Below are 24,121 nucleotides of genomic sequence, written 5' to 3'. Positions count from 1 at the left end.
ATGACTGGGCCGCGAAAGGGAGTGCGCTATCACGGTGACCAGGCGCTGATTCCCGGCGTCCTGGACTTCGCTGTGAATGTGCGCGCGGCCGCGCCGCCGCGCTGGTTGCGTGATCGGCTCGCCGCCCGCCTCGATGAGTTGGGCAGCTACCCGCGCCGCGCCGACGAGGAGCGCGCCGTTGCCGCGATCGCCGAACGACATGGCCGAACGGCCGATGAGGTGCTGCTACTGGCAGGGGCCGCGGAGGGCTTCGCGATGCTGCCCCGGTTGAAGCCGCGCCGGGCCGCCGTGTTCGCGCCGGGCTTCACCGAACCGGAAGCCGTGCTTGCCCACGCTGGTGTCCCGATCGACCATGTGGTGTTGCCGCCACCATTCACCCTCGGCGGCGCCACTGTCCCCGAGGAAGCCGACCTGGTGGTCATCGGGAACCCCACCAACCCGACCTCGGTGCTGCACCGGCGCACGGATCTGCTCGGGTTGCGTCGCCCCGGACGAATCCTGGTGGTCGACGAGGCCTTCATCGATGCGGTGCCCGGCGAGCCGGAGTCGTTGGCCACGCATCGACTGCCCGGCCTGGTGGTGTTGCGCAGCCTCACCAAAACGTGGGCGCTCGCGGGATTGCGCGCGGGCTACGCCGTGGGTGATCCCGAGGTACTGGGCAGGCTCGCGCACGGTCGTGCGCATTGGGCTTTGGGCACACTACAACTCGAAGCCCTCATCGCCTGCAACACCCCGGAAGCGGTCGCGCTCGCCGGTCAGGACACACAGCGTCTTGTCGACACGCGGTGCCAGCAGGCCGATGCGCTGCGCGGCCTGGGGTTGACTGTTACCGAAGGATCGGCGCCGTTCCTGCTGGTGGCCGTGCCTGATGCGAACCTGATGCGAAAACATTTGGAGGTCAAGAACATCGCCGTCCGCCGCTGCGACACCTTCGTGGGTCTGGGCGGCGACTACCTGCGTGTGGCGGTGCGACCCGAATGGCCGGAGTTGGTGCAAGCGATGAAGGAGATTCTGTAGTGGGTGTGCGGCTCGCGGACATCATCGGTGTGCTTGACGCGGCGTATCCGCCGGCCCTCGCCGAATCGTGGGATTCAGTGGGCTTGGTCTGTGGTGACCCCGAACAGCAGATCGATGCGGTGACCGTCGCCGTCGACGCGACGGCGTCGGTGCTCGACGAGATGGGCAGTGCCGGCCCGGATGTCGGTTCGCATCTGTTGTTGGCGCACCATCCGCTGCTGCTGCGCGGTGTGGACACGGTGGCGGCCAGTACGCCGAAGGGCGCGCTGATCCATCGCCTCATCCGTTCGGGCGGCGCGTTGTTCACGGCGCATACCAACGCCGACTCGGCGAGTCCCGGTGTATCCGACGCTCTCGCCGAAACCCTTGGGCTGCAGGTGATCTCGGTGCTTGCCCCGCAGTTCGCCGACTACGACAAATGGGTGGTGTTCGTGCCCACCGAATCTGCGGAGGTGTTGCGCCGCGCCATGTTCGACGCCGGCGCTGGACAGCTCGGTGCCTACTCGGACTGTTCGTGGAGCGCCACCGGGACCGGGCAGTTCCGGCCGCTGGAGGGTTCGGACCCGGCAATCGGTGTACACGGCGTCGTGGAGCAGGTTGTCGAGGACAGGGTGGAAATGGTTGCTCCATCCCGGTTGCGTTGTGCGCTGTTCGCGGCGATTCACGCTGCTCACCCCTATGAAGTGCCGGCCATCGACGTGCTGCCCATGGCGCCAGTGCCAGCGGGCACCGGTTTGGGGCGCGTGGGTGTGCTGCCCGAACCGGAGCCCCTCCGTGATTTCGTATCGCGAGTCGGCGCCGCCCTGCCGAAAACCGTGTGGGGAACCCGGGCCGCCGGTGATCCGGATGCGCTGATTCAGACCGTCGCAGTCTGCGGTGGTGCGGGTGACTCGCTGTTGAGTACCGCCGTCGGATCCGGGGTTGACGCGTACGTCACCGCCGATCTGCGGCACCATCCCGCTGACGAGCATGCCCGGGCAAGTAGCGTTGCACTTGTCGACGTCGCCCATTGGGCCAGCGAGTTCCCGTGGTGTGCGCAGGCAGCGCGGGTGCTCGACACCGAATTCGGGGAGAAGTTGCCGACGCGCATCTCGCCAGTTCGCACAGACCCTTGGACCCTGGGTGGTCCAGAGAAAGAAGAACGAGCATGAAAGCCGATGTGGCACAGCAGCGTCTACTGGTAGACCTGGCGTCCGTGGATGCCGAATTGACGCGCATTGCGCACCGGCGCGCGAATCCGCCGGAGCGCCAGGAGCACGATGAGTTGCGGGCGCAGCAGCGGAAGATTCTCGACGAGGTGGGCGCGCTCGGTCTCGCCTTGGAAGACCTGGACGTGCAGGTGACGAAATTGGACACGGAGGTGACGGCCGTCCGGCAACGAGAGGACCGCGACCGCACGCTGCTGGCCTCGGGCGGTGCGAACCCGAAGGAACTCGTCGATATTCAGCATGAGCTCGACACTCTTGAGCGCCGGCAGTCCAGCCTGGAGGACTCCGAACTGGAGCTGATGGAGCGTCGTGAGGAGCTCCAGGCCCAACAGGCTTCGAGTCAGGCCGATGCCGACAAGATCGCCGAGCGGGTGGCGGAAATCGAACGGCTCCAGCGTGCGGTTTCCATCGACACCGACGCCGAGGAGAACCAGATTCGGCAGCGTCGCGACGGCCTGGGGGCCTCCATCGACGGGACGCTGCTGGAAGCCTATGAACGGCAGCGCCGCTCGGGAGGTCCGGGGGCGGGATTGTTGCAAGGCAATAAGTGCGGCGCGTGCCGTATCGAGTTGGACCGCGGTGAGCTCTCCCGGATCTCGGCCGCTGCCGCCGACGAGGTGCTGCGGTGCCCCGAGTGCAGCGCGATCCTGGTGCGCCTGTGAGAGTTCTTGTCGAAGCCGACGGTGGTTCGCGTGGTAACCCCGGGCTGGCCGGATATGGCGCCGTGGTGTTCGCCCCGGATCATGAGACGGTGTTGGGGGAGTCCTGCGAGGCGATCGGTCATGCCACCAACAATGTGGCCGAATATCGTGGTCTGATAGCGGGATTGGCGGAGGCGGCACGATTGGGTGCCACTGAGGTAAGCGTATCGATGGATTCCAAACTCGTCGTCGAGCAGATGTCCGGCCGATGGAAGGTCAAGCATCCCGACCTCATCACGCTGTACCGGCAGGCGGCCACCGCCGCGATGCAGTTCGAAGCCGTCGACTATAAGTGGATTCCGCGGGAACGCAATAAGCACGCCGACCGGCTGGCCAACGAGGCGATGGACCGCGCCAGCGGCATCGAACCCAAGGTTCCGAAGAAACCCAAGGAAACCAAAGAGCCGAAGGAAATCAGGGAGCCCAAGCCTGCCGATACCGCGCCGGGCTGGACTGGTGCGCGCGGTAAGCCCACCCGAATGCTGTTGCTTCGCCATGGACAGACCGAGCTTTCGGTGCAGCGTCGTTACTCCGGACGCGGGAATCCCGAGCTGACCGAACTGGGGCTCGATCAGGCCGCGAAGGCGGCGCAGTACCTCGCGAGCCGCGGCGGCATCGCAGCCGTCATCAGCTCACCGCTGGGCCGCGCCAAGCAGACCGCGGCCGCGGCCGCCGAGGCGCTGGGAGTGCCGCTGACCGTCGATGACGATCTGATCGAAACCGACTTCGGCAAGTGGGAGGGTTTGACGTTCTCCGAAGCTTCCGAGCGCGATCCGCAGCTGCACGCCCAGTGGCTCAACGATACGTCGGTGACTCCGCCGGAAGGGGAGAGCTTCGATACCGTGCACCACCGCGTGCGGCGTGCCCGCAATCGGATCATCGCCGAGTATGGCGGCGCAACGGTTTTGGTGGTCTCCCATGTCACGCCCATCAAGACACTGCTGCGCCTGGCGCTGGATGCGGGGCCCAGCCTGCTGTACCGGCTGCACCTGGATCTGGCCTCGTTGAGCATCGCCGAGTTCTACTCGGACGGGCCGGCATCGGTGCGACTCGTCAACGAGACCTCGTACCTGACTTAGGCTGTCGCCATGGCTTCCCGCGATCACGGCGATCCGGGCGATGCGCCCACCATCGCCCCACCCCTGACAGATGTCGCCAACCCGGCTCGGCCTTCGGCCGCCGAGGAGGCCAGAACGGTCGCGGCGTCGACGAACGTCGCGACACTGGCGAGCCTGTCCGCGGACGGTGAGCCATGGGCTTCGTTGGTCACCTACGGGTTACTGGGTGGGGCGCCGGTGCTGTGCGTATCGAAGATGGCCGAGCACGGACGCAACCTGATACGCGACCGCCGGGCAAGCGTTTCCATCGTGGCGCCCAATGCACCGGAGGATCCGTTGGCCAACACCCGGATCACGCTCGCCGGGAAGGTGCGCCGGCCCAGTCCGGAAGAGCTGCCCGCGGCTCGCGAGGCTCACATCGCGGCGGTGCCCGCGGCCCGCTATTACATCGAGTACAGCGATTTCTCCGTCTGGATCCTGGACGTCGAACGCGTGCGCTGGGTGGGCGGGTACGGACGCATGGACTCGGCAAGTGGCACCGATTACGATTCGGCCGCACCAGATCCCGTCTCGCCGAAGGCTGACCGTGCGGTTACTCACCTCAACGACGACCATGGGCAGGCGCTGCTCGCGATGGCGCAACGACTGGGTGGGTACCCGGACGCCACCGCGGCGCGCTGTGAGGGAGCGGACCGGTACGGGCTGGATGTCCGGGTGAGCACGCCGCGGGGCTGGTCCGTGACCCGAGTCGGCTACGTCGACCGGATCGATTCGATCGATGAGCTCCGCGGTGCGACCGTGCAGCTGGCACGGCTGGCCGACCCAGGCGCTTAGCGCACGCGGGCTTCGATGTCCACCAATCGGCCAGGTTGTGGAGAACTGGGATTGCGATCGAATGGCTGTGGATAACAACAGAAGTCAACGCTACTCGAACTGATGTTCGACTAGCGTTGAGAATGTGTCCCAGACAGATCCCGCTGCCCTAGCGGCGCGGCTCGTCGAACGAATCGCCGAGCTGGAGCGGGTGAAGGCCGCCGCCGCTGCGGAGCAGGCTCACGTCGCGGTGCTGTTTGATCGCGCACGCCGCGAGGAGGAGGTCGCTAACGGTGTGCCTCGGCAGCAGCAAGGGGCTGGCGTCGCCACCGAGATCGCCTTGGCGCGGCAAGATTCACCGGCCCGTGGTGGTCGTCATCTCGGCTTCGCGAAGGCACTGGTGAACGAAATGCCCCACACGCTTGCGGCATTGGTCTGCGGCGCGCTGAATGAATGGCGCGCGACGATTCTGGTGCGTGAAACCGCCTACCTTGCCGTCGAGGATCGGCAGAAGATCGACGTCGAGATGTGCGCAGACCCGTCTCGACTGCGAGGGATCGGCGATGCCCGGCTCACCGCGGAGGCGAAACGTCTGGCCTATCGACTCGATCCGGAGGCTGTGGTGCGCCGCGCACGCCGGGCCGAGAACGAACGTCGGGTATCCATCCGCCCGGTGCCCGACACCATGACGTACCTGACGGCGCTGCTCCCGGTGAAACAGGGTGTGGCGGTCTACGCCGCTCTCAAGCGAGCCGCCGACACGTCGATGGATCCCGTTCGTGGTCAAGGGCAGATCATGGCCGACACCCTCGTGGAACGAGTGACCGGAGTGTCATCCGCGCAGGCTGTTCCCCTGGGCGTGAACATTACGATCTCCGATGAGGCGCTATTGGGCGGAGGTATCGAGCCCGCGATGATCGCGGGTCACGGACCTGTCCCGGCCGCGGTGGCGCGCAGGCTCATATCCGATGCCGTCAGCGCCGGTGCGAAGGTTTTGGCACGACGGTTGTATCGACGCTGCGGTACGGGTGCACTGGTAGGCGCGGACTCGCGAAGTCGTTTGTTTCCCAAGGGATTGGCGGAGCTGATCGACCTGCGTGACCAGACGTGTCGGACGCCGTATTGCGATGCCCCGATCCGCCATCACGACCATATCGTGGGCAGTGCACAGGGCGGCGCGACATCGTTCGACAACGGTCAGGGCCTCTGCGAGCGATGCAACTATGTGAAGGAGTCGCCGGGGTGGATGCATACGGTCGCGATCACGACGCCGACCGGGTCGGTCTATCACTCGACGGCGCCGCCGCTGCTCTGAGTAGAGGCCACAGGGCGAGAACATAAATGACGACAACAGCGACCGGTGCGACCAAGGGCAGCCAGGACGACTGTCCCGTGGGTATCGCAGCTGCCAGTAATGCCACGCAACCGAACAGCAGTGCGGGAAGGATCTCGGACGGCCAACGCCGGGTATATGCGGCCGACAGACATATCACGGCGGCCAGGCCGGAGAGCATCGCAACCACCGGGGACGTCTCGCTGCGTCCCAAGACGCCAATGATGAACAACACGGCCAGGACCGCAACCGCTTTCATCGGCGTCGTGCCATTCGCGGGCGCTGTGGCATCAGGTGCATTGCGTGGTTGAGTCCGGAGTCATGACTCCAATCGATCACGTCGACCCCCGTCACGGCGATATTGCGATACATCCGTGAACGTTCCAACCGCCACCAGCGGGCGACGATCGGATCGGGCTCCTCGCGGAAAGGCAAGCGATCGAGCACATCGACGACCAGCACCGGGTGCCCGCGCCGCCGAAGGTCGGTGAGCGCCAGCCCGAAATCGGCGTTCATCAGCGTGGAAAACGCCACCACGATCGCGTTGGGCGGCATCGCGGCGCGCGGCGCAAGCGCGCTACTGCTGTGCGAATGCCATTCTCCGGCATCCAGAACGGCATCGAGCAGGCGATAAAACTGATGGCGACCGATATCGGGAGCAAGCCAGCGTGGAGTGCTGCCCAACAGGACAACGCCCGCCCGATCTCCGCGCTGCAACACCGACTGCACCAGCTGAGCGGCGCCGCGTGCGGATCGCTCCGTCGCCGTCGTCGCCGGGCCCGATGGCTGCGGATAGGCGTCGATCAAAACGACGACATCGGCGGACCGATCGGTGAGCCGGTCGGTGACATGCAATCTTCCCCGCCGCGCGCTGACTCTCCAATTGACCGTTCGCAGTGAGTCACCCGGAACATACTCACGGATATCCGCGTATTCGACGCCCGGTCCATGGTGTCGCGTCAGGTGTGTGCCGATCCGGTCGGGCAGATCGGCGGGCGGCAGCGTGACGTCTTGTGGGTCTGCCAATGGGTACACGCGCAGCTCCGCGGCAGACAACGTCACCGGAGCACCGGCCCACAGGCCGGACGTCGACACCGTGTGAACCTGAACTGCAATGGTGTACCGGCCCCAGCGTTCGGCCGACACACGCATCGTGAGCTGGTTGGGCGCCGTCGCCTTATCCACCTCGATGCGCAGACCGTCCACGGGTGCCGGGTGCAGCCGACAGACCACGGCAGGTCCGTCCGATTCGATCGACGTGGTGATGGTTACCGTCTCGGACTCCAAGCACCGTAACGGATCTGACTCGCCGGAAACCCATATCCGACCGCCCTTGGGACGTCTGGAGGCGCCGGCGAGTACGCCGATGAATGGGGCCGCGAATACCACCAGCTGCCACCGGCCCGTGACTATCGCAAGCGTCAACGCGACGGCGATGCAGGCAGCCAGCGCCGATGACAGCGGGGCCGCGCGCCAACTGATCATCCGGACGCTCGCGGTACCGGCAGCCGGTGCAGCAGTTCGTCGACCACGTGCGCGCCGGTGATACGGCGTACCCACATCTCGGGACGCAGACTGATTCGGTGCGCGATAGCGGGCACCGCGAGCGCTTTGACGTCCTCGGGTATCACAAAGTCGCGGCCGAGCAGCATCGCGCGGGCTCGCGACATCTGCACCAGGTCGAGCTCGGCGCGCGGACTGGCACCGACCTCGACATGTGAGTGGGTTCGCGTCGCGGCGGCCAGCGCGACAATGTAGCGAAGTACATCCGGATGTACCGAAACGTCTTCCACCGCTTCCCGCATCATCACAAGGTCTTCGGAGGCGATCACTTGCGACACGGTCGGCTGTGCTGATCCGCGGCTCAATCGCCGCTGCAGCATCTCGATCTCGAGGTCTTCGCTCAGATATCCCAATTGCAATCGGATCGCGAACCGGTCCAGTTGCGCCTCCGGCAATGGATAAGTTCCCTCATACTCAATGGGATTGTCCGTCGCCAGCACGACGAATGGCGCTGGCAGTCTGCGAGTTTCACCGTCGATGCTCACCTGCCCCTCCGCCATCGCTTCCAGCAGCGCCGATTGTGTCTTGGGGGGAGTTCGGTTGATCTCATCTGCCAGTAAGAGATTCGTGAAAATCGGCCCGGTCCGGAACTCGAACAGCCCCGAAGACATGTCGTAGATCGTGGAGCCCAGCAGATCGGCGGGCAGCAGATCGGGCGTGAACTGCACCCGGGTGAAATCGAGCCCCAGCGCGGCCGCGAATGACCGGGCGATCAGCGTCTTGCCCAGACCCGGTAGATCCTCGATGAGGACATGCCCGCGTGCGAGGATCGTCAGCAGAATCAGTTGTAGCGCACCGCGTTTTCCGACAACAACCCGTTCGATCTCGGTCAGCACCGCATCCGCGTGCTGGGTCGCGACGGCAACCGGAAGCGTCGTCACATCTGCTCCAATCGTTCGAGTATCGATTGCAATACGGCGCGGCCGGGCGCAGGTTCGGCGCGTTCGTCATGCGATGCGCCGTTCGGGTCGACCCAGGGCCATAGTTCGGGACCAAACATCATGAGGCCGGTCGCGGCGAGTGCGGCTCGATCTTTTGACTGTTGATGACCTGCCGCGGTCTCGAAATCGGCTGCTATCAGTGGCCGCAGATGCCGATCCCAGTCTCCGCGGGTCCGTTCGGCCCAACTGATCCTCGCTTCGGCACGGGCCAGCCATCGGTGCAATGTCTCGTCGGCCGAAAGGCCAGCCGGGGGCAACGGCTTCGGTTCAGGTGCACTTCGCAGCTGTCGCCAGAGCAGGTACAGGGCGACCGCGACCACCGCGCCGGTGATCGGCAGAGTGAGGGAGCGCAGTGGACTGGACGCTACACACGCTTCGGCCAAGATCACCACCAGCAGCACGGCCGGTACCAACCATTTCATTGCCTACTCCGAAGGTCGTCCAACACGTTCTGCAGCCAGCGCACCGCGGACTCACGATCGGTGTGGGTCATCTGGTGTGGGCTGAAACGAGCCTCGGAGAACAGCGAGACGAGCTGGGTACCTGCATGCGATTGGAGGGCGCCGATATGAACCGCCCGCTGCAAGACTTCCGACGGGGTATCGGAGGCAAGTGGTGCCGCCTCCGGTGCCGCCGTGAGTCCCTGCTCCATGGCCGCGTAACAGGCAATGATCGACGCGCGCGGATCTCGGCCCGGTTCGGCAACCTCGGCGAGGCCGAGTTCGACGAGATGGGCGAGGGATCCTGGTGTCGCATCGGCGCCTTCGGATTCCGCGGAGTTGCCACCACCGGCATCCAGAGCGTCCGGTTCGTTGCGTCTCAGCACGAAGATCATGACGATGATGCCGATTAACACCACGCCGAGGATCACCATGGGCGCGCCGGGTTCCTCGCGTCCTGGTGCGTTACCCGGCGTCTTATTGGGCGCGGCCTCGCCGGCCGGTCGCGGTTCGGAGGTGCCCGGGGCAGGCTCTCGCACCGGAGAATCGCCCGTCGGTCTGGTCAGATAGAGAGATATCCACACCGCGCCCACCAGGACGAGAACACTGGCGGCGGCAATGAGCGCCTCGCGCCGGGTCAACCCCCGTAACCGCAAATACGACGGGCTGTCGGTCCCCACGGGCATTCCGGAGCCCCGCCGCCGCAGGCTCAACAGGATGAGTACGGCTACCACGCCACACAGCAAGAGCTGCAAGGCTATTGAACGAGGCTCAGCGCGAGGTTCCTCGGGCCGGGGGAGAACCGCTGGGTTCGGCAGATAGCTGCGCAGCGACACGACCAACAGCGCGACGAGGACAATGAGCCCCGCCGCTCGAACGAACAGCTTGTTTGCACTGTTCATGCCTCATCGTTGCATGTAGATGCCCGTTCGGGTCCTAGATATCAAGAAGAAGTGCTGGCCACGGGCGCAGGGAACCGAAGTGGCGTGGCCGTATCCGTTGTGCAGGCAGACGCGGCGTCGTTCTGGCGATCAGCCTGGCTAAGGTCACCGTGATCTCTGTCATCGCCATCTCTGATCCGATGCACCGATGCAGCCCGCCGCTGAACGGAATGAACTCATCTGGACCGGGCTTCTGAAAATACGGTGAAGTGGGGTCCCATCGCTGCGGTCTGAATTCGTTTGGTTCGGGCCATATTTCAGGAATTCTGTGGGTGACGTAGGGGCTGAAGATCAATATCCGTCCCGCCTGGATGCGGTGCCCGTCGAACTCGAGATCGCGCATCGCCTTCCGTGCGGAAATCACTCCCGGGGTATACAGACGCAGGGTTTCGCGGACCACTCCGTTCAGATAGGTGAGCGCAGCAAGATCAGCAGCGGTCGGCGGGCGATCGCCGAGCACGTCGCGCACCTCATCGGCCGCGGCATCCCAAGCGCCGGGAACGGTCAGCAGTGCATAGATCGCCCAAGCCAGCACCCCACTCGTAGTCTCGTATCCATCGGCGATCAGCGAGACAACTAGGTCGCGAATTTCATTGTCGCTCAACGGCTGGATGCCGGGGCGCCCGTCGATCAAAGCCGTCAGCAGGCGGTCGTCTGCTCGAGGCGCAACACGAGCGTCGACGATTTCTGCGTCGATCAACGCCTCGACACGTGTGCGGTTCTTCATCGCTCGCCGCCAACGTGGTGAGCCCAACCGGCTCTCCACCGCCACCTGCTGCGGTGGCAGGTGCGTCAACGCCAACAACGGTTCCAGCTCGTCGCCGAGCGCATTAGAGAGCTCGGCAAGCCGCGAGCCGAACAAACACTCCGCGACGCTGCGACGTACCGACGCTCGGAACTGCTGGTACACATCGATGCGCTGTCCGGGCCTCCACGTGTCGATGACGGCGTCGGTGTTCGCCACCATGGTGCTCACATATCCGTCCACCTGCCGGTGATGGAAGGCCGGTGCCACCGCGCTGCGGCGGCGCCGGTGATCCTCGCCGTCGCTGACCATGAGGGCGTTCGGGCCGTCGGCCGGGATCAAGGTTGTGAATGTCTCGGCCCAACTGAATGCATCACCATTGGCGAAGATGAACCTATTGGCCTTCGGTCCCAGCATGAGCGTGTATCCGAAACCCTTGGCACCGATACTGATAACCGGTCCCACGTGTCGGTGTATTGCCAACAGTGCTTCCCCAGGCATGTACCGCATGCAAACCTCCCCATTGAGTACTACGGACTGTAGTACTAACACCTGGGTTATGAATAGGTGCCCTCGGGGATGAGGTTGGTGATGCAAAACGGGTGACCGGCCGGGTCGATCAGCACCCGCCATCCGCCCGGATTCGGCTGGGTCTCGGCCTTGGCCGCCCCGAGGCCGAGGATGCGCGCCTCTTCGGCATCCAGGTCCGCCGCCGCGAGCTCGAGGTGCAGTTGTTTCGGTAGCGCACCCACCGGCCACTGCGGCGGCTGATGGTCTGCCACGCGCTGAAAGGTCAGCAGCACGGCGGCACCCTTCAGCGCGACCATATCCGGGCTCTCGAACAGAATCTCCAGGTCAAGCACCTGCTGATAGAACCGGGCCAGCGCCGCCGGATCCGCACAGTCGATCGATATCGCGCCCAGTCGAGCCGTTGTCGTCATGGCGATGAGCTTGTCACGAGTACGATGACCGCGCGGACGAGTTGGCCGGGCGGCCGCGGGTCGTGGGAGAAATCCCGCGGTTCGAGGAAAGTCCGGACTTCACAGAGCAGGGTGATTGCTAACGGCAATCCGAGGTGACTCGCGGGACAGTGCCACAGAAAACAGACCGCCACCACTGGGTCCTTCGGGAGTCGGCGGTGGTAAGGGTGAAACGGTGCGGTAAGAGCGCACCAGCGGACCGGGTGACCGGTTCGGCTCGGTAAACCCCACCCGAAGCAAGGCCAAAAGGTTGTGCTTGCACAGCTGCGGAAGTGTTCGAGGGCTGCTCGCCCGAGCTTCCGGGTAGGCCGCTCGAGGTACCCGGCGACGGTGTGCCCAGATGGATGGTCGTCGCTGCGCGGCCGCGGCTAGCCCGTGGCTGCGTGGAACAGGATCCGGCTTACAGGCCAACTCGCCCGCCTCGCATTACCCTGACGTCGTGACGTTGAAGCGCCTGGTCGCCCGCGACCTCAGCTTCGACGGCATCCGTGCGGAGTTCGCGCTGCCCACCGAATTCGGCCCGGACGCGCAGCGCGACGCCGCCCAGGCCGTTGACCGTCACCACGCGGAACGCATCGACCGCACCGATCTGGAGTTGGTCACCATCGACCCGCCCGGATCGCGTGATCTGGATCAGGCCATGCACCTGGAACGCACCGACAACGGTTACCTGCTGCACTACGCCATCGCCGACGTCGCCGCGCAGATCGAACCCGGCAGCGCCTTGGACAGCGAGGCCCGCACGCGCGGAGAGACCATCTATCTGCCTGATGGTTCGGTGCCGCTGCACCCCTTGGTGTTCTCCGAGGGATCGGCGAGCTTGCTGCCCAACGAGATTCGGCCGGCCGCGCTGTGGCGCATCGAAACCGATGGCGATGCCAACCCGGTCAGCTGGAGCGTCCAACGCGCCCTGGTGAAATCCATGCGGCAGCTGACCTACCGGGAGGCTCAGGGTGCGGCGGATGCCGGTGACCCACATCCCTCGATCGCGGTGCTCCCTGAATTCGGGCGCAAGAGAAGAGATCTCGGGTTGGCCAGGGGAGCCATCGAGTTGAACCTCCCCGAGCAGGAAGTGGTGCGCGGCCGGAACGGTGACTGGGAGCTCGGCATCGAGGCCCGTACCGAAACCGACGGCTGGAACGCGCAGATATCACTGCTCACCGGGATCTGCGCGGCGCAGATCATGCTCGACGGTGGCGTCGGCATCCTGCGCACGCTGCCGCCCGCGGACGGGGATGTGCGCCGATGGATCCGTCGCACCGCCGATGCGCTGGGGCTGCCCTGGGCGAGCGACACCCCGATCGGGGCACAGCTGGCCGCGCTGGATCCCTGCGCTACCACAACATTGGCGATGATGACACAGGCGACCACGCTCCTGCGGGGCGCTTCCTATTTGGTCTTCGACGGAGAACGTCCGGACGACCAGGCCGCGGGGCATGCGGGTATCGCCGCTCCCTACGCGCACGTGACCGCACCGCTGCGCCGGCTGGGGGACCGGTTCGCCACCGAGATCTGCCTGGCGCTGTCCGCGGGCACGCCGGTGCCGCAGTGGGCGCGCGACGGCCTGGCAGGCGTCAGATCATCGCTACTGACCTCGAATGCGTTGGCCAACAAGGTGGAGCAGGCGTGTGTGGACCTCACCGAGGCCACCGTGCTTGCCCCGCAGAAGGGTCAGACCTTCGATTCGGCAGTGCTACGGGGCGCCGAGAAGAAGCGACCCGCAGAGGTTTTCGTGACCGATCCGCCGATTCTTGCCCGCTGCGAAGGAAATCCGCCCGAGGGGCAACGCGCCAAACTCACGCTGCATGAAGCGAATCCGGATACCCGGACCGTGCTGTTCGGCTTCCCGGCAGACGGCAGCTGATCACTTCCTGTGCCGCACGGCCTGACGGAGCGCCTTCAGCGTTGCCTCCACCTGGTGGCGTGCGGTCTCGGCGGCATCGTGCTCACGCTGGTACAGCACCCCGTAGGTGAAGGTGTCCTCGCCGGCGGTGTGCGCCTCGGCGGCCCGCGTGGCCAGATACGCGCGACTCACCGTGCTGTCCTGATGCTCACCCAGCAGCTCCTGAATGTCCTTGGCCGCTTGCGAGACTCGCTTGGCACCCTCGGCACTGGCCACATAGCGCAACCGCTTGGCCGACTTGCGGATGCGATGCAGGGCCTCATCGCGATACTCGCCCTCGGCGCGCGCCGCCGCCCGCGCCGCACGGCGCACCTTGCGGTACGCGGCATCGAGCGTTCCACCCTCATCCGAATGATGGGTGTCCGATGGCGGCCCGGCGGAAGCGACCAGCGTGTCCAGGGAATCAAGCAGTCGGAAGTAGCGATGGCTGCGCATGGCCGCCAACGAGCGGCGTAACCCGATGTCGTAGTGCTGCCTGGCCGCGTCCACCAAACGTTCGTGCACCGGGCCCCGGATGAGTGGTTCGGGGAGCTCGGTGAGCGCCGCGGCGTAGCGCTGCGCCAGCACCTCGGCATCACGTGCACCCCCGAGGATGTTGGCCAGCAGGCGCAGCTCGTCGAGCGGCTCGGTGTTCGTGTCGACGCCGAAGCGTTCCGGATTGGACTGCAACAGACTGCGGATCCGTCGAATGGTGACGCGCATCTGGTGCACCGAATCATCGGTGTCCACCCGTACCGCGCGGTCCCAGCCGAGCAGCTGATCCAGCTGCTCGAGGAGGGCGCGTTGGATCGGATCCTTACCGGAGGGGCGTGCACGCTCGGGGACGTCAAGAACGCGGGCCAACTTGGAACCGTGCCCGGCCGGGGCCGCCCCGGCGTCCAGCAGGCGAGCGGTCACCCGGTCGAGCAGTGCGGTGTCGCCGAATGTCGACAGCTCCAGCTCCCATTCCCGCCAGCTCTGCACGGCGGCCTCCTCGCCGGAGTCCTGGCCGGTCAGCCGAGTGGCGGTCACCTGGTCATCGCAGAATTCGGCCAGCTGCTCACCTTCAGCGCCGATCAGCCGCACCACCGTGCGCACGGTGCTGATGCGGGCCACCGGAGCCAGCTCGTCCTCGCGCACCACCGCGAGCACGGTGTCCCGCAGCTCCTCCGGGACCGCAAGGGAATCCGCGTCGCCGCCCTCGTCGAGGGGGAGTCGCAGCTCGGTTCGGGTGTCCGGCCCTGCCGGTAACTTCAGATGCCATCCCGCGTCGGTGCCGCCCGTGCGTCGCCGCAACGTGATGCGCTGGTAGGCCAGCCGCTGGTCGGGCGTGTCAAAGTACACCGCGTTCAATTCCTGCTGAGGTTGCTGCTCCACATGCGCGACGGCGGAAATCCCGTCGAATGATGGATTGATGGTCGCGTCGGTGACGTCGAACTTCCGCTCGACCTCGACGTGCTGAGATGGCATGAGGGGTGTGCCCTGACGGTCGAAGGGACGGGATGCTCGGCGTGTGCGGGCTTGGGTGAGTATGAGACACGGTGCCACATTCAGGTAAACAATGGTCACGACTTGTCACGGGGTAATCTAAGATTCTCTTAGGATTCTCATAAGGTCGGGGTATCAGATTGGGCAGCCGTATTCGCTTCGCGCCGCGTGTGGTGCGCAGTGTTGGTGTTGTGTGGTCGGTATCGTCCCCTTATGGGACGCCAGCCGTATCCACAGCTAGACCGAGGTCGACATGAAATTACGTGTTGAGGAGTACTTGAACGGCAAAGGTGCGATTACCTTGCCAGATGGTTACACCGTCAACTACTACCTTGAGCGTGCCGTGGCCGAGCTGGGCGACACTTTGGCGTACCGGTACCTGGACTTCAACGCCAACTCCGACGGCGAACCCAACGATCTCAACTGGACACAGCTTGGCCAGCGCTCTCAGGCGGTCGCGGCCCGTCTTCAGCAAGTCACCAATCCCGGCGATCGGGTCGCGATCCTGGCCCCGCAGGGCATCGACTACGTGGTCGGTTTCTACGCCGCCATCGAGGCCGGGAACATCGCGGTTCCATTGTTTGCTCCGGAGCTTCCCGGCCACTCCGAACGACTCGACGCTGTGCTCACCGATGCGCAGCCGACCGTGGTCCTGACCAACAACGCCGCCGCCGAGTCCGTCAGTCGATTCGTCCGCGGCCTGCCCCGGGAACGGCGGCCCCGTGTGCTCGCAGTCGACAGCGTGCCCGATTCGGTGGCCGGCACCTACGTCAAGGTGACCCCGGATACCGACGACATCGCCTACCTGCAGTACACCTCCGGATCGACCCGGGTGCCCGCCGGTGTCGAGATCACCCACCGCGCGGTGATGACCAACGTGCTGCAGATGATCATCTCGGTGGGGCTCGACGACAGCATCCGCAGCGTCAGCTGGCTGCCGCTGTACCACGACATGGGTCTGCTGATGATCGTGTTCCCGCTGTGCGGCGGCCGGATCACCCTGATGTCTCCGGTGTCGTTCGTACGCAGGCCAGGGCGCTGGATCAAGGAACTCGCCGCCGAGGCTCACCTGGGCCGAACCTTCGCCGCCGCACCGAACTTCGCGTTCGAGCTGGCGGCCGAGCGCGGTCTGCCCAAGGACGGCGAGGAGCTCGACCTCAGCAACGTCGCGGGTCTGATCAACGGATCGGAACCGGTCAGCATCTCTTCCATTCGCAAGTTCAACGATGCCTTCGGGCCCTACGGACTGCCGCCGACCACCATCAAGCCCTCCTACGGAATGGCCGAGGCGACACTGTTCGTCTCTACCATTGATTCCGACGCAGAGGCCTCGGTGGTGTACCTCGACCGTGCACAGCTCGGCGACGGGCGTGCCGTGCGGGTCGGGGCCGACCACGAGGACGCGGTCCCGCAGGTGTCCTGCGGCAAGATCGCGCGCAGCCAATGGGCTGTGATCGTCAACCCGAATGCCGATGTTGAGCTGGCCGATGGCGAGGTCGGGGAGATCTGGTTGCACGGCGACAATATCGGCCGCGGCTACTGGGGCAGGCCGAAGGAGACCGATTTCTCGTTCCGCAACAAGCTGCAGGCCCGGCTCGACCAAGGCAGCCATGCCGCCGGCACCGAGCCCGGTGCCACCTGGTTCCGCACCGGAGACCTGGGCGTCTACCTGGACGGTGAGCTTTTCATTACCGGACGGGTCAAGGACCTGGTCATCATCGACGGTCGCAACCACTACCCGCAGGACATCGAGGCCACCGTCGAGGAAGCCTCACCCGCGGTGCGGCATGGATTTGTGGCGGCCTTCTCGGCGCCCGCGAACGAGCTGCCCGCCGGCGTCGACCAGGGCAACGGCACGGGGGAGCGGTTGGTCATCGTGGCCGAGCGTGCTGCCGGCGCGGGCCGGGCCGCGCCGGAGCCCATCGTCGATGCCATTCGCGCGGCCGTATCGCGGCGGCACAACCTGCCCATCGCGGATGTGCAGCTGGTTCAGGCCGGTGCGATTCCGCGCACCACCAGCGGAAAGCTCGCACGCCGAGCCTGCCGCCAGGAATACCTGGACAACAAGCTCGGCGTGCGCGCCTGAGCTATCAGTAGCTGTGTTCGGGAGCGGGGAACGCTCCGCGAGCCACCTCATCGGCGTAGTGCTCGGCGGCCTTGCGTAATTCCGCGCCGACCTGACCGAACTGCTTGACGAACTTGGCGGTCTTGCCGCTGGTCATCCCGGCCATGTCCTGCCACACCAGCACCTGGGCGTCGCATTCCCGGCCGGCGCCGATGCCGATGGTGGGGATGGTGAGCTTGCCGGTGATCTGTGTTGCCAGCTCTGCCGGCACCATCTCCATGACGACGGCGATGGCTCCGGCTTCCTGCACCGCGATGGCATCGTGAATGAGTTGTGCGGCGGCGTCATCGCGGCCCTGAACCCGGTATCCGCCAAGCCCGTTCACGCTCTGCGGGGTGAACCCGATGTGTGCGACCACCGGAATCCCGGCAGCCGTCAGCGTGGCGATCTGATCGGCAACGCGTTCTCCGCCTTCGAGTTTCACGGCGTGGGCGCCGGCTTCTTTCATGAACCGGGTGGCACTGGCGAGGGCCTGAGCGGCCCCGCCTTCATAGGAGCCGAAGGGCAGGTCGGCGACCACCAGGGCCTCGGTGGCACCGCGAACCACACCGCGCACCAACGGAATCAACTCGTCGATGGTGATCGGCACGGTGGTGTCGTACCCGTAGACCACGTTCGCGGCCGAATCCCCGACCAGCAGAACGGGAATCCCGGCATCATTGAAAATCCGTGCGGTCGAGTAGTCGTACGCGGTGAGCATCGACCATTTGTGGCCCTCGGCCTTCCACTTCTGCAAGTGGTGCACGCGGGTCTTGGTACGCGGTTTTGCGTTCGTCTCGGAAGCAGCGCCGTACAAAGCAGATTCGGACATCTCGGACATCTCGGACATCACTGTCACCTTTTCGATAATCTCCTCAAGGCCCGTTCGGGTCCCTGGGTTACCAACGATGTTCAGTGTGCCACCGGGTGACGATGAGATGAATATCCGGGCGCGTGGACTTGGTCACATCTGTGGTCGCCGCATTCGGGCACGGGGGCTACCCGGCTCGCCTAGCATCTGCGGCATGCAGCGGCTTTCCGGACTCGACGCCAGTTTTCTCTATCTCGAAACACCCACCCAGCCCATGCATGTGTGCGGGGTACTGGAATTAGACACCACAACCATTCCTGGTGGCTACTCGTTCGAGAAACTGCGGACCAAGCTGGTCGAGCGCGTCGAGGGAATCTCCTCGTTCACGGAGAAGCTCGCCGACAGCCGCCTGAACCTGGACCACCCGGTGTGGGTCGACGACGACGACTTCGACATCGACCGGCACCTGCATCACGTCGGCCTGCCCTCGCCCGGAGGCAAGGCCGAGATCGCCGATATGTGCGGACACATCGCCTCGTTGCCCTTGGACCGCGCCCGGCCGCTGTGGGAAATGTGGGTCATCGAGACGGGCGACACGAACCGCCTGGTGGTCATGACCAAGATGCATCACGCCTCGGTCGACGGTGTCACCGGCGCCAACCTGATGTCGGCGCTGTGCGGTTTGGAACCCGATGCCGAAGCGCCCGCACCCGCGCCGGGTGTCGGCGGCGCCAACAGTCTGGAGATCGCGGTCACCGGAGCCCTCAAATGGGCGTCTCGGCCGTTGAAGTTCGCCAAGCTGCTGCCCTCGACCATCGGTGTCATCCCGGCCTGGCTGGAGCGCTCCAAGCGCGGCGAAGCCATGACCGCGCCGTTCTCGGCACCGCGGACCTCGTTCAACTCCACGATCACCAGCCGCCGCAACGTCGGCTACGCCCAACTGGACCTCGAGGACGTCCGCGCGGTCAAGAACCGCTTCGGCGTCAAGGTCAACGATGTCGTGATGGCCATCTGCGCCGGCGCACTGCGCAAGTATCTGGACGACCGCGGTGAGCTTCCAGAGAGCTCATTGGTGGCCATGGTTCCGGTGTCGGTGCACGAGAAGTCGGACCGCCCGGGCCGAAACCAGGTCTCGGGAATGTTCTCCCGCTTGGAGACCAATGTGGAAAATCCAGTGGATCGTCTGCAGGCCATCGCCGAGGCCAACAACGTCGCGAAGGAACACACCGCCGTGTTGGGCGCGACGCTGCTGCAGGACTGGAGTCAGTTCGCGGCGCCCGCTGTGTTCGGCACCGCGATGCGGGTCTACTCGCGCATCCGGCTGGCCGACCGCCACCCGGTGATCCACAACCTGGTGGTCTCCAATGTGCCGGGACCCCAAGTGCCGCTGTACTTCTTGGGCGCCCAGGTCGTCGGGATGTATCCGCTGGGACCTATCTTCCACGGCGCCGCGCTCACCGTCACGGTGATGTCGCTGGACGGCAAACTCAATGTCGGCCTGATTTCCTGCCCCGATCTGATGCCCGATCTGTCCACACTGACCGACGATTTCGGCGTGGCGCTCCAGGAGCTGAAGGCCCGGATCTAGTCCTTTCTGGCACCATGGCTGAATGATGTTTCGTGGTCGGCGGGTTGCTGCCGTATTGGCTCTTGCCTCGGTGGTAGCCGTCGTCTCTGGTTGTGTGCGGTCAGTGGAAGGTCAGGCGACGGCGGCGCGACCGTCCGAAACCGCCCTCAGTTGGGGGGACTGTGACGGCTTCACGCCGGAAAACACCACGGTGCCGGCGAGCACGGTGTGCTCGGAACTCGAGGTGCCTGTCGACTACGCCAAACCCGACGGCGCCAAGGCGCGCCTAGCGATCATCAAGTACCCGGCAAAGGGCAACAAGATCGGGTCGCTGCTGATGAACCCCGGCGGGCCGGGCCAATCGGGCATCGAGGCCGCGACCGCCATCGTCAAGCAGGTGCCCAGGGAGATCCGCGACAGCTTCGACTTCATCGGCTTCGATCCGCGTGGTGTGGGGTCCTCCACCCCTGCCGTCGAGTGCAACTCGGACCAAGATGTGGATCGCCTGCGCGCGCAGAACGACACCGACTACAGCCCCGAGGGCGTAGCCCGCATGGAGCAGGACTCCAAGGACTTCGTGAAGCGCTGCGTCGACAAGGTGGGGCTGGAGTTCCTCGCCAATGTCGGCACCGTGAATGTCGCCAAGGATATGGACCGGCTTCGTGCCGCCCTCGGTGACGAAAAGCTCACCTACCTGGGCTACTCGTACGGCACCCGGATCGGCACCACCTACGCCGAGCAGTTCCCCCAGAATGTGCGGGCCCTCATCCTCGACGGGGTGATCGACCCCAACGCCGATCCCACCCAGGCCGATATCGACCAGATCGCGGGATTCCAAAAGGCTTTCGACAACTACGCGGCCGACTGCGCCAAGAGCCCGAGCTGTCCGCTGGGCACCGATCCCGCGCAGGCGACCGCGCGTTACCGGGCCATGATCGATCCGCTGGTCGAGCACCCGGCCAAGACCAAGGACGGCCGCGGACTGTCCCACGGCGACGCCATCATCGGCACCATCATGGTGATGTACTCGCCCACGCTGTGGGAGGCGTTCACCAAGGCGCTGCGCCAGCTCAGCGAGGGGTCGGGTGACATCCTGCAGCTGCTCGCCGACGCGTACATGAAGCGTGACGAAGAGGGGCACTACAGCCACGCGCAGGACGCGCAGACCGCCATCAACTGTGTGGACGAACCACCGCAGACCGACCGCGCCAAGACCGTCGAGAAGGATCGGCGCATCCGTGAGGTGGCCCCGTTCCAGGACTTCGGCGCATTCACCGGCAATGCGCCGCTGGGAGTGTGCGCGTTCTGGCCGGTACCGCCGACGAGCAAGCCGCACCCCATCAACGTGCCCGGCTTGCCCAAACTGCTGGTGGTCTCCACCACCTTCGATCCGGCAACCCCGTACCAGGCGGGCGTTGAGCTGGCCAAACAGCTCGGCGGTGGCCTGCTCACCTACGAGGGGACCAAGCACACCATCGTGTTCGACGGGAATCAGTGCGTCGACAAAGCGGCGGAGACATATCTCATCAAGGTCACGACTCCGGCCGAAGGCGCCCGCTGCTGATCCCTTGTGGCATCCGACATGGCACGATGTGGCCCATGATGCGGATGCGCCGAGCGTTGCCGGTGATTCTTTTGATGTTCTCGGCGGCCCTCCCTGCCATCCCCGCGGCCGCTGTGCCGCTGCCGGCACCGAGTCCGTCGTTGCAGGCGTTCTACGACCAGAAGGTCACCTGGGGCAGTTGCGACGGCTTCGTCGGTGACACCAGCCGCATCCCGACGGCCCGGTGCGCCAAGGTGAAGGTGCCCGTCAGCTACGACAAGCTGATGGGTGCGGTGGCACAGCTCGCTGTGCTCAAGGTGCCCGCCACCGGAAAGCGCATCGGCGCACTGCTGGTCAACCCGGGCGGGCCCGGGGGATCGGGCGTGGATCTCGCGGCCGGTATGGGCGCCAAGCTCGGCGACAGCGCGGTCGGGCAGAGCTTCGACATCGTCGGGTTCGATCCGCGCGGTGTCGGCGGCTCCACCCCCACCCTGCGGTGCCGCACCGACGCCCAGTTCGACGCCTTCCGTAAGGAGCCGCTGGCCGACTACAGCCAGGCCGGGGTCGCCCACATCGAGGATGTGTACCGCCAGTACGTCAACGACTGCGCGAGCCGGATGGGACTGGACTTCCTTGCCAATGCCGGAACCGCCTCGGCGGCAAGGGATATGGATATTGTCCGGGCGGCAGTCGGCGACAATAAACTGAACTACCTGGGTTACTCCTACGGCACTGAGCTGGGCACCCAGTACGCCGAGTACTTCCCGCAGAATGTGCGCACGATGGTCCTGGACGGCGCGATTGACCCGACCATCGATCCGGTCGAATCCAACGTCCGGCAGATGACCGGATTCCAGGTGGCGTTCAACGATTACGCGGCCGACTGCGCCAAGGACCCCAAGTGCCCGTTGGGCACCGACCCGTCGCAGGCCGTGAAGCGTTTCCACCAGCTGATCGATCCGTTGGTCACCAAGCCCGCGAAGACCAACGACCCGCGCGGCCTGGGCTATCAGGACGCCATCACCGGCACCATCCAGGCGATGTACACACCGCGCTACTGGAAGTACCTCACCTCCGGGCTGGCCGGCCTGGTCGATGGCAGCGGACCCGATGACTTGCTGTGGCTGGCCGACCAGTACCAGGAGCGCGACGACCAGGGGCGCTACGACAACCTGCAGGACGCCTTCAACTCGATTCGGTGCGTCGATGGGCCGACCCCGCGGGACTCCGCCCCCTGGGTAGCCGCCGACAAACGACTGCGTGAGCAGGCGCCGTTCTCGAGTTACGGCACATTCACCGGATTCGCTCCGCGCGATTTGTGCGCCTTCTGGCCGGTGGCGCCGACATCGGCACCGCACACCCCGTCGACTCCCGGACTGCCACCGGTGGTTGTCATCTCCACCACCCACGACCCGGCGACGCCCTATGAGGCCGGTGTGGCGCTGGCACAGCAATTGAACGGATCCCTCATCAGCTACGAGGGCACCCAGCACACCGTCGCGTTCAACGGAGAGGCATGCGTCGACGAGGCGGTCACGCGTTACTTCGTCGACGGCACGGTGCCGCCCAAGGACGTGCGGTGCTGAGCATCCGTGCCCGTGTACGCCGGATGTAATAGCCTCTGACCATGGATCGTCAGAAGGAATTCGTGCTGCGCACGCTGGAAGAACGCGATATCCGTTTTGTCCGGCTGTGGTTCACCGACGTGCTCGGCTACCTCAAGAGCGTGTCCATCGCGCCGGCCGAACTCGAAGGCGCCTTTGAAGAGGGCATCGGCTTCGACGGATCCTCCATCGAGGGCTTCGCCCGCGTCTCCGAATCGGACACCGTCGCGCACCCCGACCCGTCGACATTCCAGGTGCTGCCCTGGACCACCAGCGCCGGTAAGCATCACTCCGCGCGGATGTTCTGCGATATCAAGCTGCCGGACGGTTCGCCGTCCTGGTCGGATCCGCGGCATGTTCTGCGCCGCCAGCTGGCCAAGGCAAGCGATTTGGGCTTCTCCTGCTATGTGCACCCGGAGATCGAGTTCTTCCTGCTGAAGAACTTGCCCGACGACGGCTCGGCGCCCATCCCGGCCGATGACGCGGGGTACTTCGACCAGGCTGTGCACGAGGCGGCGCCGAACTTCCGTCGGCACGCGATCGATGCGCTCGAATCCATGGGGATCTCCGTGGAGTTCAGCCACCACGAGGGCGCGCCGGGCCAGCAGGAGATCGACCTGCGCTACGCCGACGCGCTTTCCATGGCGGACAACGTGATGACGTTCCGCAATGTGGTCAAGGAAGTGGCGATCATCGACGGCGTGCATGCCACCTTCATGCCCAAGCCGTTCAGCGATCATCCCGGTAGTGCGATGCACACCCACATGAGCCTGTTCGAGGGCGATACCAACGCATTCCACAATCCCGATGACCCGCTGCAGCTTTCCAGCGTCGGTAAGTCGTTCATCGCGGGAATCCTGGAGCACGCCAACGAGATCAGCGCTGTCACCAACCAGTGGGTGAACTCCTACAAGCGCCTGGTGCACGGCGGTGAGGCGCCGACGGCGGCATCTTGGGGTGCGGCCAACCGTTCGGCGCTGGTGCGGGTTCCGATGTACACGCCCAACAAGTCGTCGTCGCGCCGCATCGAGGTGCGCAGCCCCGACTCGGCTTGCAATCCCTATCTGACGTACGCGGTGCTGTTGGCCGCCGGGTTGCGTGGTGTGGAGCAGGGTTACACGCTGGGGCCCGAGGCCGAGGACGATGTGTGGCAGCTGACCGCCGCGGAGCGTCAGGCCATGGGTTACAAGGAGCTGCCCAGCACGCTGGAGAACGCGCTCATCGCCATGGAGCGTTCCGAGCTGGTAGCAGAAGCCTTGGGAGAGCACGTCTTCGACTTCTTCCTCAGGAACAAGCGGGCCGAGTGGGCGCGCTACCGCAGCAATGTGACCCCGTTCGAGCTGCGGGCCTACTTGGGTCTCTGATGAGCCCCTCGCGCGAAG

The 24,121-nt window shown here is 65.4% G+C and carries 20 protein-coding genes, 1 other RNA gene and 1 pseudogene; 13 read left to right on the top strand and 9 right to left on the bottom strand.

The window, feature by feature from the left end:
* The 6 genes from cobC to B4383_RS22700 all read left to right on the top strand — a co-directional run bounded on the left by cobC (position 1) and on the right by B4383_RS22700 (position 6,112).
* A complete protein-coding gene (gene cobC / locus B4383_RS22725; protein ID WP_078291377.1) occupies positions 1-1,017 on the top strand; it encodes an Rv2231c family pyridoxal phosphate-dependent protein CobC in 1,017 nt (338 codons plus the stop codon).
* Positions 1,017-2,168, top strand: coding sequence for a Nif3-like dinuclear metal center hexameric protein (locus B4383_RS22720; RefSeq protein ID WP_078291379.1), 1,152 nt, complete (start codon positions 1,017-1,019; stop codon positions 2,166-2,168). The genes cobC and B4383_RS22720 overlap by 1 nt, the downstream gene beginning before the upstream one ends.
* Positions 2,165-2,887, top strand: coding sequence for a C4-type zinc ribbon domain-containing protein (locus B4383_RS22715; protein ID WP_078291381.1), 723 nt, complete (start codon positions 2,165-2,167; stop codon positions 2,885-2,887). The genes B4383_RS22720 and B4383_RS22715 overlap by 4 nt, the downstream gene beginning before the upstream one ends.
* Positions 2,884-4,005, top strand: a complete 1,122-nt coding sequence (locus B4383_RS22710; protein ID WP_078291621.1) for a bifunctional RNase H/acid phosphatase — start codon at positions 2,884-2,886, stop codon at positions 4,003-4,005. The genes B4383_RS22715 and B4383_RS22710 overlap by 4 nt, the downstream gene beginning before the upstream one ends.
* A 9-nt stretch (positions 4,006-4,014) precedes the next feature.
* A complete protein-coding gene (locus tag B4383_RS22705) occupies positions 4,015-4,818 on the top strand; it encodes a DUF2470 domain-containing protein (RefSeq protein ID WP_078291384.1) in 804 nt (267 codons plus the stop codon).
* A gap of 124 nt (positions 4,819-4,942) precedes the next feature.
* Positions 4,943-6,112, top strand: coding sequence for a DUF222 domain-containing protein (locus B4383_RS22700; RefSeq protein ID WP_078291386.1), 1,170 nt, complete (start codon positions 4,943-4,945; stop codon positions 6,110-6,112).
* On the opposite strand, the pseudogene B4383_RS27290 reads toward B4383_RS22700, so the two are convergent.
* The 7 genes and pseudogenes from B4383_RS27290 to B4383_RS22665 all read right to left on the bottom strand — a co-directional run.
* Positions 6,085-6,389, bottom strand: a pseudogene (locus B4383_RS27290) (hypothetical protein); the annotation flags it as partial. The gene B4383_RS22700 and the pseudogene B4383_RS27290 overlap by 28 nt on opposite strands.
* The gene (locus B4383_RS22690) at positions 6,386-7,615 is read right to left on the bottom strand and encodes a DUF58 domain-containing protein (RefSeq protein ID WP_078291389.1); all 1,230 of its coding nucleotides are present in this window, start codon (positions 7,613-7,615) and stop codon (positions 6,386-6,388) included. The gene B4383_RS22690 and the pseudogene B4383_RS27290, both read right to left, overlap by 4 nt.
* Positions 7,612-8,574, bottom strand: a complete 963-nt coding sequence (locus tag B4383_RS22685) for a MoxR family ATPase (RefSeq protein WP_078291391.1) — start codon at positions 8,572-8,574, stop codon at positions 7,612-7,614. Before B4383_RS22685 ends, B4383_RS22690 begins: the two co-directional genes overlap by 4 nt.
* The gene (locus B4383_RS22680; protein WP_078291393.1) at positions 8,571-9,056 is read right to left on the bottom strand and encodes a hypothetical protein; all 486 of its coding nucleotides are present in this window, start codon (positions 9,054-9,056) and stop codon (positions 8,571-8,573) included. Before B4383_RS22680 ends, B4383_RS22685 begins: the two co-directional genes overlap by 4 nt.
* Positions 9,053-9,976, bottom strand: coding sequence for a DUF4129 domain-containing protein (locus tag B4383_RS22675; RefSeq protein WP_078291395.1), 924 nt, complete (start codon positions 9,974-9,976; stop codon positions 9,053-9,055). The genes B4383_RS22680 and B4383_RS22675 overlap by 4 nt, the downstream gene beginning before the upstream one ends.
* A gap of 34 nt (positions 9,977-10,010) precedes the next feature.
* The gene (locus tag B4383_RS22670; protein ID WP_078291397.1) at positions 10,011-11,270 is read right to left on the bottom strand and encodes a cytochrome P450; all 1,260 of its coding nucleotides are present in this window, start codon (positions 11,268-11,270) and stop codon (positions 10,011-10,013) included.
* A gap of 47 nt (positions 11,271-11,317) precedes the next feature.
* A complete protein-coding gene (locus tag B4383_RS22665) occupies positions 11,318-11,701 on the bottom strand; it encodes a VOC family protein (protein WP_078291399.1) in 384 nt (127 codons plus the stop codon).
* A 37-nt stretch (positions 11,702-11,738) separates the two neighbouring features.
* Here B4383_RS22665 and rnpB point away from each other — a divergent pair.
* Positions 11,739-12,159: RNase P RNA component class A (gene rnpB / locus B4383_RS22660), an RNA gene on the top strand.
* A 20-nt stretch (positions 12,160-12,179) separates the two neighbouring features.
* A complete protein-coding gene (locus B4383_RS22655; protein WP_078291623.1) occupies positions 12,180-13,604 on the top strand; it encodes an RNB domain-containing ribonuclease in 1,425 nt (474 codons plus the stop codon).
* Here B4383_RS22655 and B4383_RS22650 read toward each other — a convergent pair whose 3' ends face one another.
* Positions 13,605-15,092, bottom strand: coding sequence for a CYTH and CHAD domain-containing protein (locus B4383_RS22650; protein ID WP_078291401.1), 1,488 nt, complete (start codon positions 15,090-15,092; stop codon positions 13,605-13,607).
* 271 nt (positions 15,093-15,363) lie between these two features.
* On the opposite strand from B4383_RS22650, the gene B4383_RS22645 reads away from it, so the two are divergent.
* The gene (locus B4383_RS22645; protein WP_078291403.1) at positions 15,364-17,196 is read left to right on the top strand and encodes a fatty acyl-AMP ligase; all 1,833 of its coding nucleotides are present in this window, start codon (positions 15,364-15,366) and stop codon (positions 17,194-17,196) included.
* A 4-nt stretch (positions 17,197-17,200) separates the two neighbouring features.
* On the opposite strand, the gene panB is transcribed toward B4383_RS22645, so the two are convergent.
* A complete protein-coding gene (gene panB / locus B4383_RS22640) occupies positions 17,201-18,046 on the bottom strand; it encodes a 3-methyl-2-oxobutanoate hydroxymethyltransferase (RefSeq protein WP_078291624.1) in 846 nt (281 codons plus the stop codon).
* 193 nt (positions 18,047-18,239) lie between these two features.
* On the opposite strand from panB, the gene B4383_RS22635 reads away from it, so the two are divergent.
* Genes B4383_RS22635 through glnA form a run of 4 tightly spaced genes read left to right on the top strand, consistent with a single transcriptional unit; the run spans position 18,240 to position 24,103 of the window.
* Entirely contained in the window at positions 18,240-19,613 is a 1,374-nt protein-coding gene (locus tag B4383_RS22635) for a wax ester/triacylglycerol synthase family O-acyltransferase (protein WP_078291406.1), read from the top strand.
* A gap of 22 nt (positions 19,614-19,635) precedes the next feature.
* On the top strand, positions 19,636-21,156 hold the full coding sequence (locus B4383_RS22630) for an alpha/beta hydrolase (RefSeq protein ID WP_078291408.1): 1,521 nt from the start codon (positions 19,636-19,638) through the stop codon (positions 21,154-21,156).
* A gap of 35 nt (positions 21,157-21,191) precedes the next feature.
* On the top strand, positions 21,192-22,721 hold the full coding sequence (locus B4383_RS22625; protein ID WP_078291410.1) for an alpha/beta hydrolase: 1,530 nt from the start codon (positions 21,192-21,194) through the stop codon (positions 22,719-22,721).
* Between the two features lie 41 nt (positions 22,722-22,762).
* Positions 22,763-24,103, top strand: coding sequence for a type I glutamate--ammonia ligase (glnA, locus tag B4383_RS22620; protein ID WP_078291412.1), 1,341 nt, complete (start codon positions 22,763-22,765; stop codon positions 24,101-24,103).
* Positions 24,104-24,121: the final 18 nt, after the last annotated feature.

Source organism: Mycobacterium sp. D16R24 (assembly GCF_002013385.1).
Classification (GTDB): Bacteria; Actinomycetota; Actinomycetes; order Mycobacteriales; family Mycobacteriaceae; genus Mycobacterium.
The sequence above is the reverse complement of the archived record's forward strand: the minus strand, read 5'-3'. Positions and strand labels throughout refer to the sequence as shown.

Excerpts from the sequence above, each read along its gene's own strand:
- cobC (WP_078291377.1), top strand. The coding sequence starts at position 1 with ATGACTGGGCCGCGAAAGGGAGTGCGCTATCACGGTGACCAGGCGCTG.
- B4383_RS22715 (WP_078291381.1), top strand. The coding sequence starts at position 2,165 with ATGAAAGCCGATGTGGCACAGCAGCGTCTACTGGTAGACCTGGCGTCC.
- B4383_RS22705 (WP_078291384.1), top strand. The coding sequence starts at position 4,015 with ATGGCTTCCCGCGATCACGGCGATCCGGGCGATGCGCCCACCATCGCC.
- B4383_RS22690 (WP_078291389.1), bottom strand. The coding sequence starts at position 7,615 with ATGATCAGTTGGCGCGCGGCCCCGCTGTCATCGGCGCTGGCTGCCTGC.
- B4383_RS22680 (WP_078291393.1), bottom strand. The coding sequence starts at position 9,056 with ATGAAATGGTTGGTACCGGCCGTGCTGCTGGTGGTGATCTTGGCCGAA.
- B4383_RS22675 (WP_078291395.1), bottom strand. The coding sequence starts at position 9,976 with ATGAACAGTGCAAACAAGCTGTTCGTTCGAGCGGCGGGGCTCATTGTC.
- B4383_RS22670 (WP_078291397.1), bottom strand. The coding sequence starts at position 11,270 with ATGCGGTACATGCCTGGGGAAGCACTGTTGGCAATACACCGACACGTG.
- B4383_RS22665 (WP_078291399.1), bottom strand. The coding sequence starts at position 11,701 with ATGACGACAACGGCTCGACTGGGCGCGATATCGATCGACTGTGCGGAT.
- B4383_RS22650 (WP_078291401.1), bottom strand. The coding sequence starts at position 15,092 with ATGCCATCTCAGCACGTCGAGGTCGAGCGGAAGTTCGACGTCACCGAC.
- B4383_RS22645 (WP_078291403.1), top strand. The coding sequence starts at position 15,364 with ATGAAATTACGTGTTGAGGAGTACTTGAACGGCAAAGGTGCGATTACC.
- panB (WP_078291624.1), bottom strand. The coding sequence starts at position 18,046 with ATGTCCGAATCTGCTTTGTACGGCGCTGCTTCCGAGACGAACGCAAAA.
- B4383_RS22635 (WP_078291406.1), top strand. The coding sequence starts at position 18,240 with ATGCAGCGGCTTTCCGGACTCGACGCCAGTTTTCTCTATCTCGAAACA.
- B4383_RS22630 (WP_078291408.1), top strand. The coding sequence starts at position 19,636 with ATGATGTTTCGTGGTCGGCGGGTTGCTGCCGTATTGGCTCTTGCCTCG.
- B4383_RS22625 (WP_078291410.1), top strand. The coding sequence starts at position 21,192 with ATGATGCGGATGCGCCGAGCGTTGCCGGTGATTCTTTTGATGTTCTCG.
- glnA (WP_078291412.1), top strand. The coding sequence starts at position 22,763 with ATGGATCGTCAGAAGGAATTCGTGCTGCGCACGCTGGAAGAACGCGAT.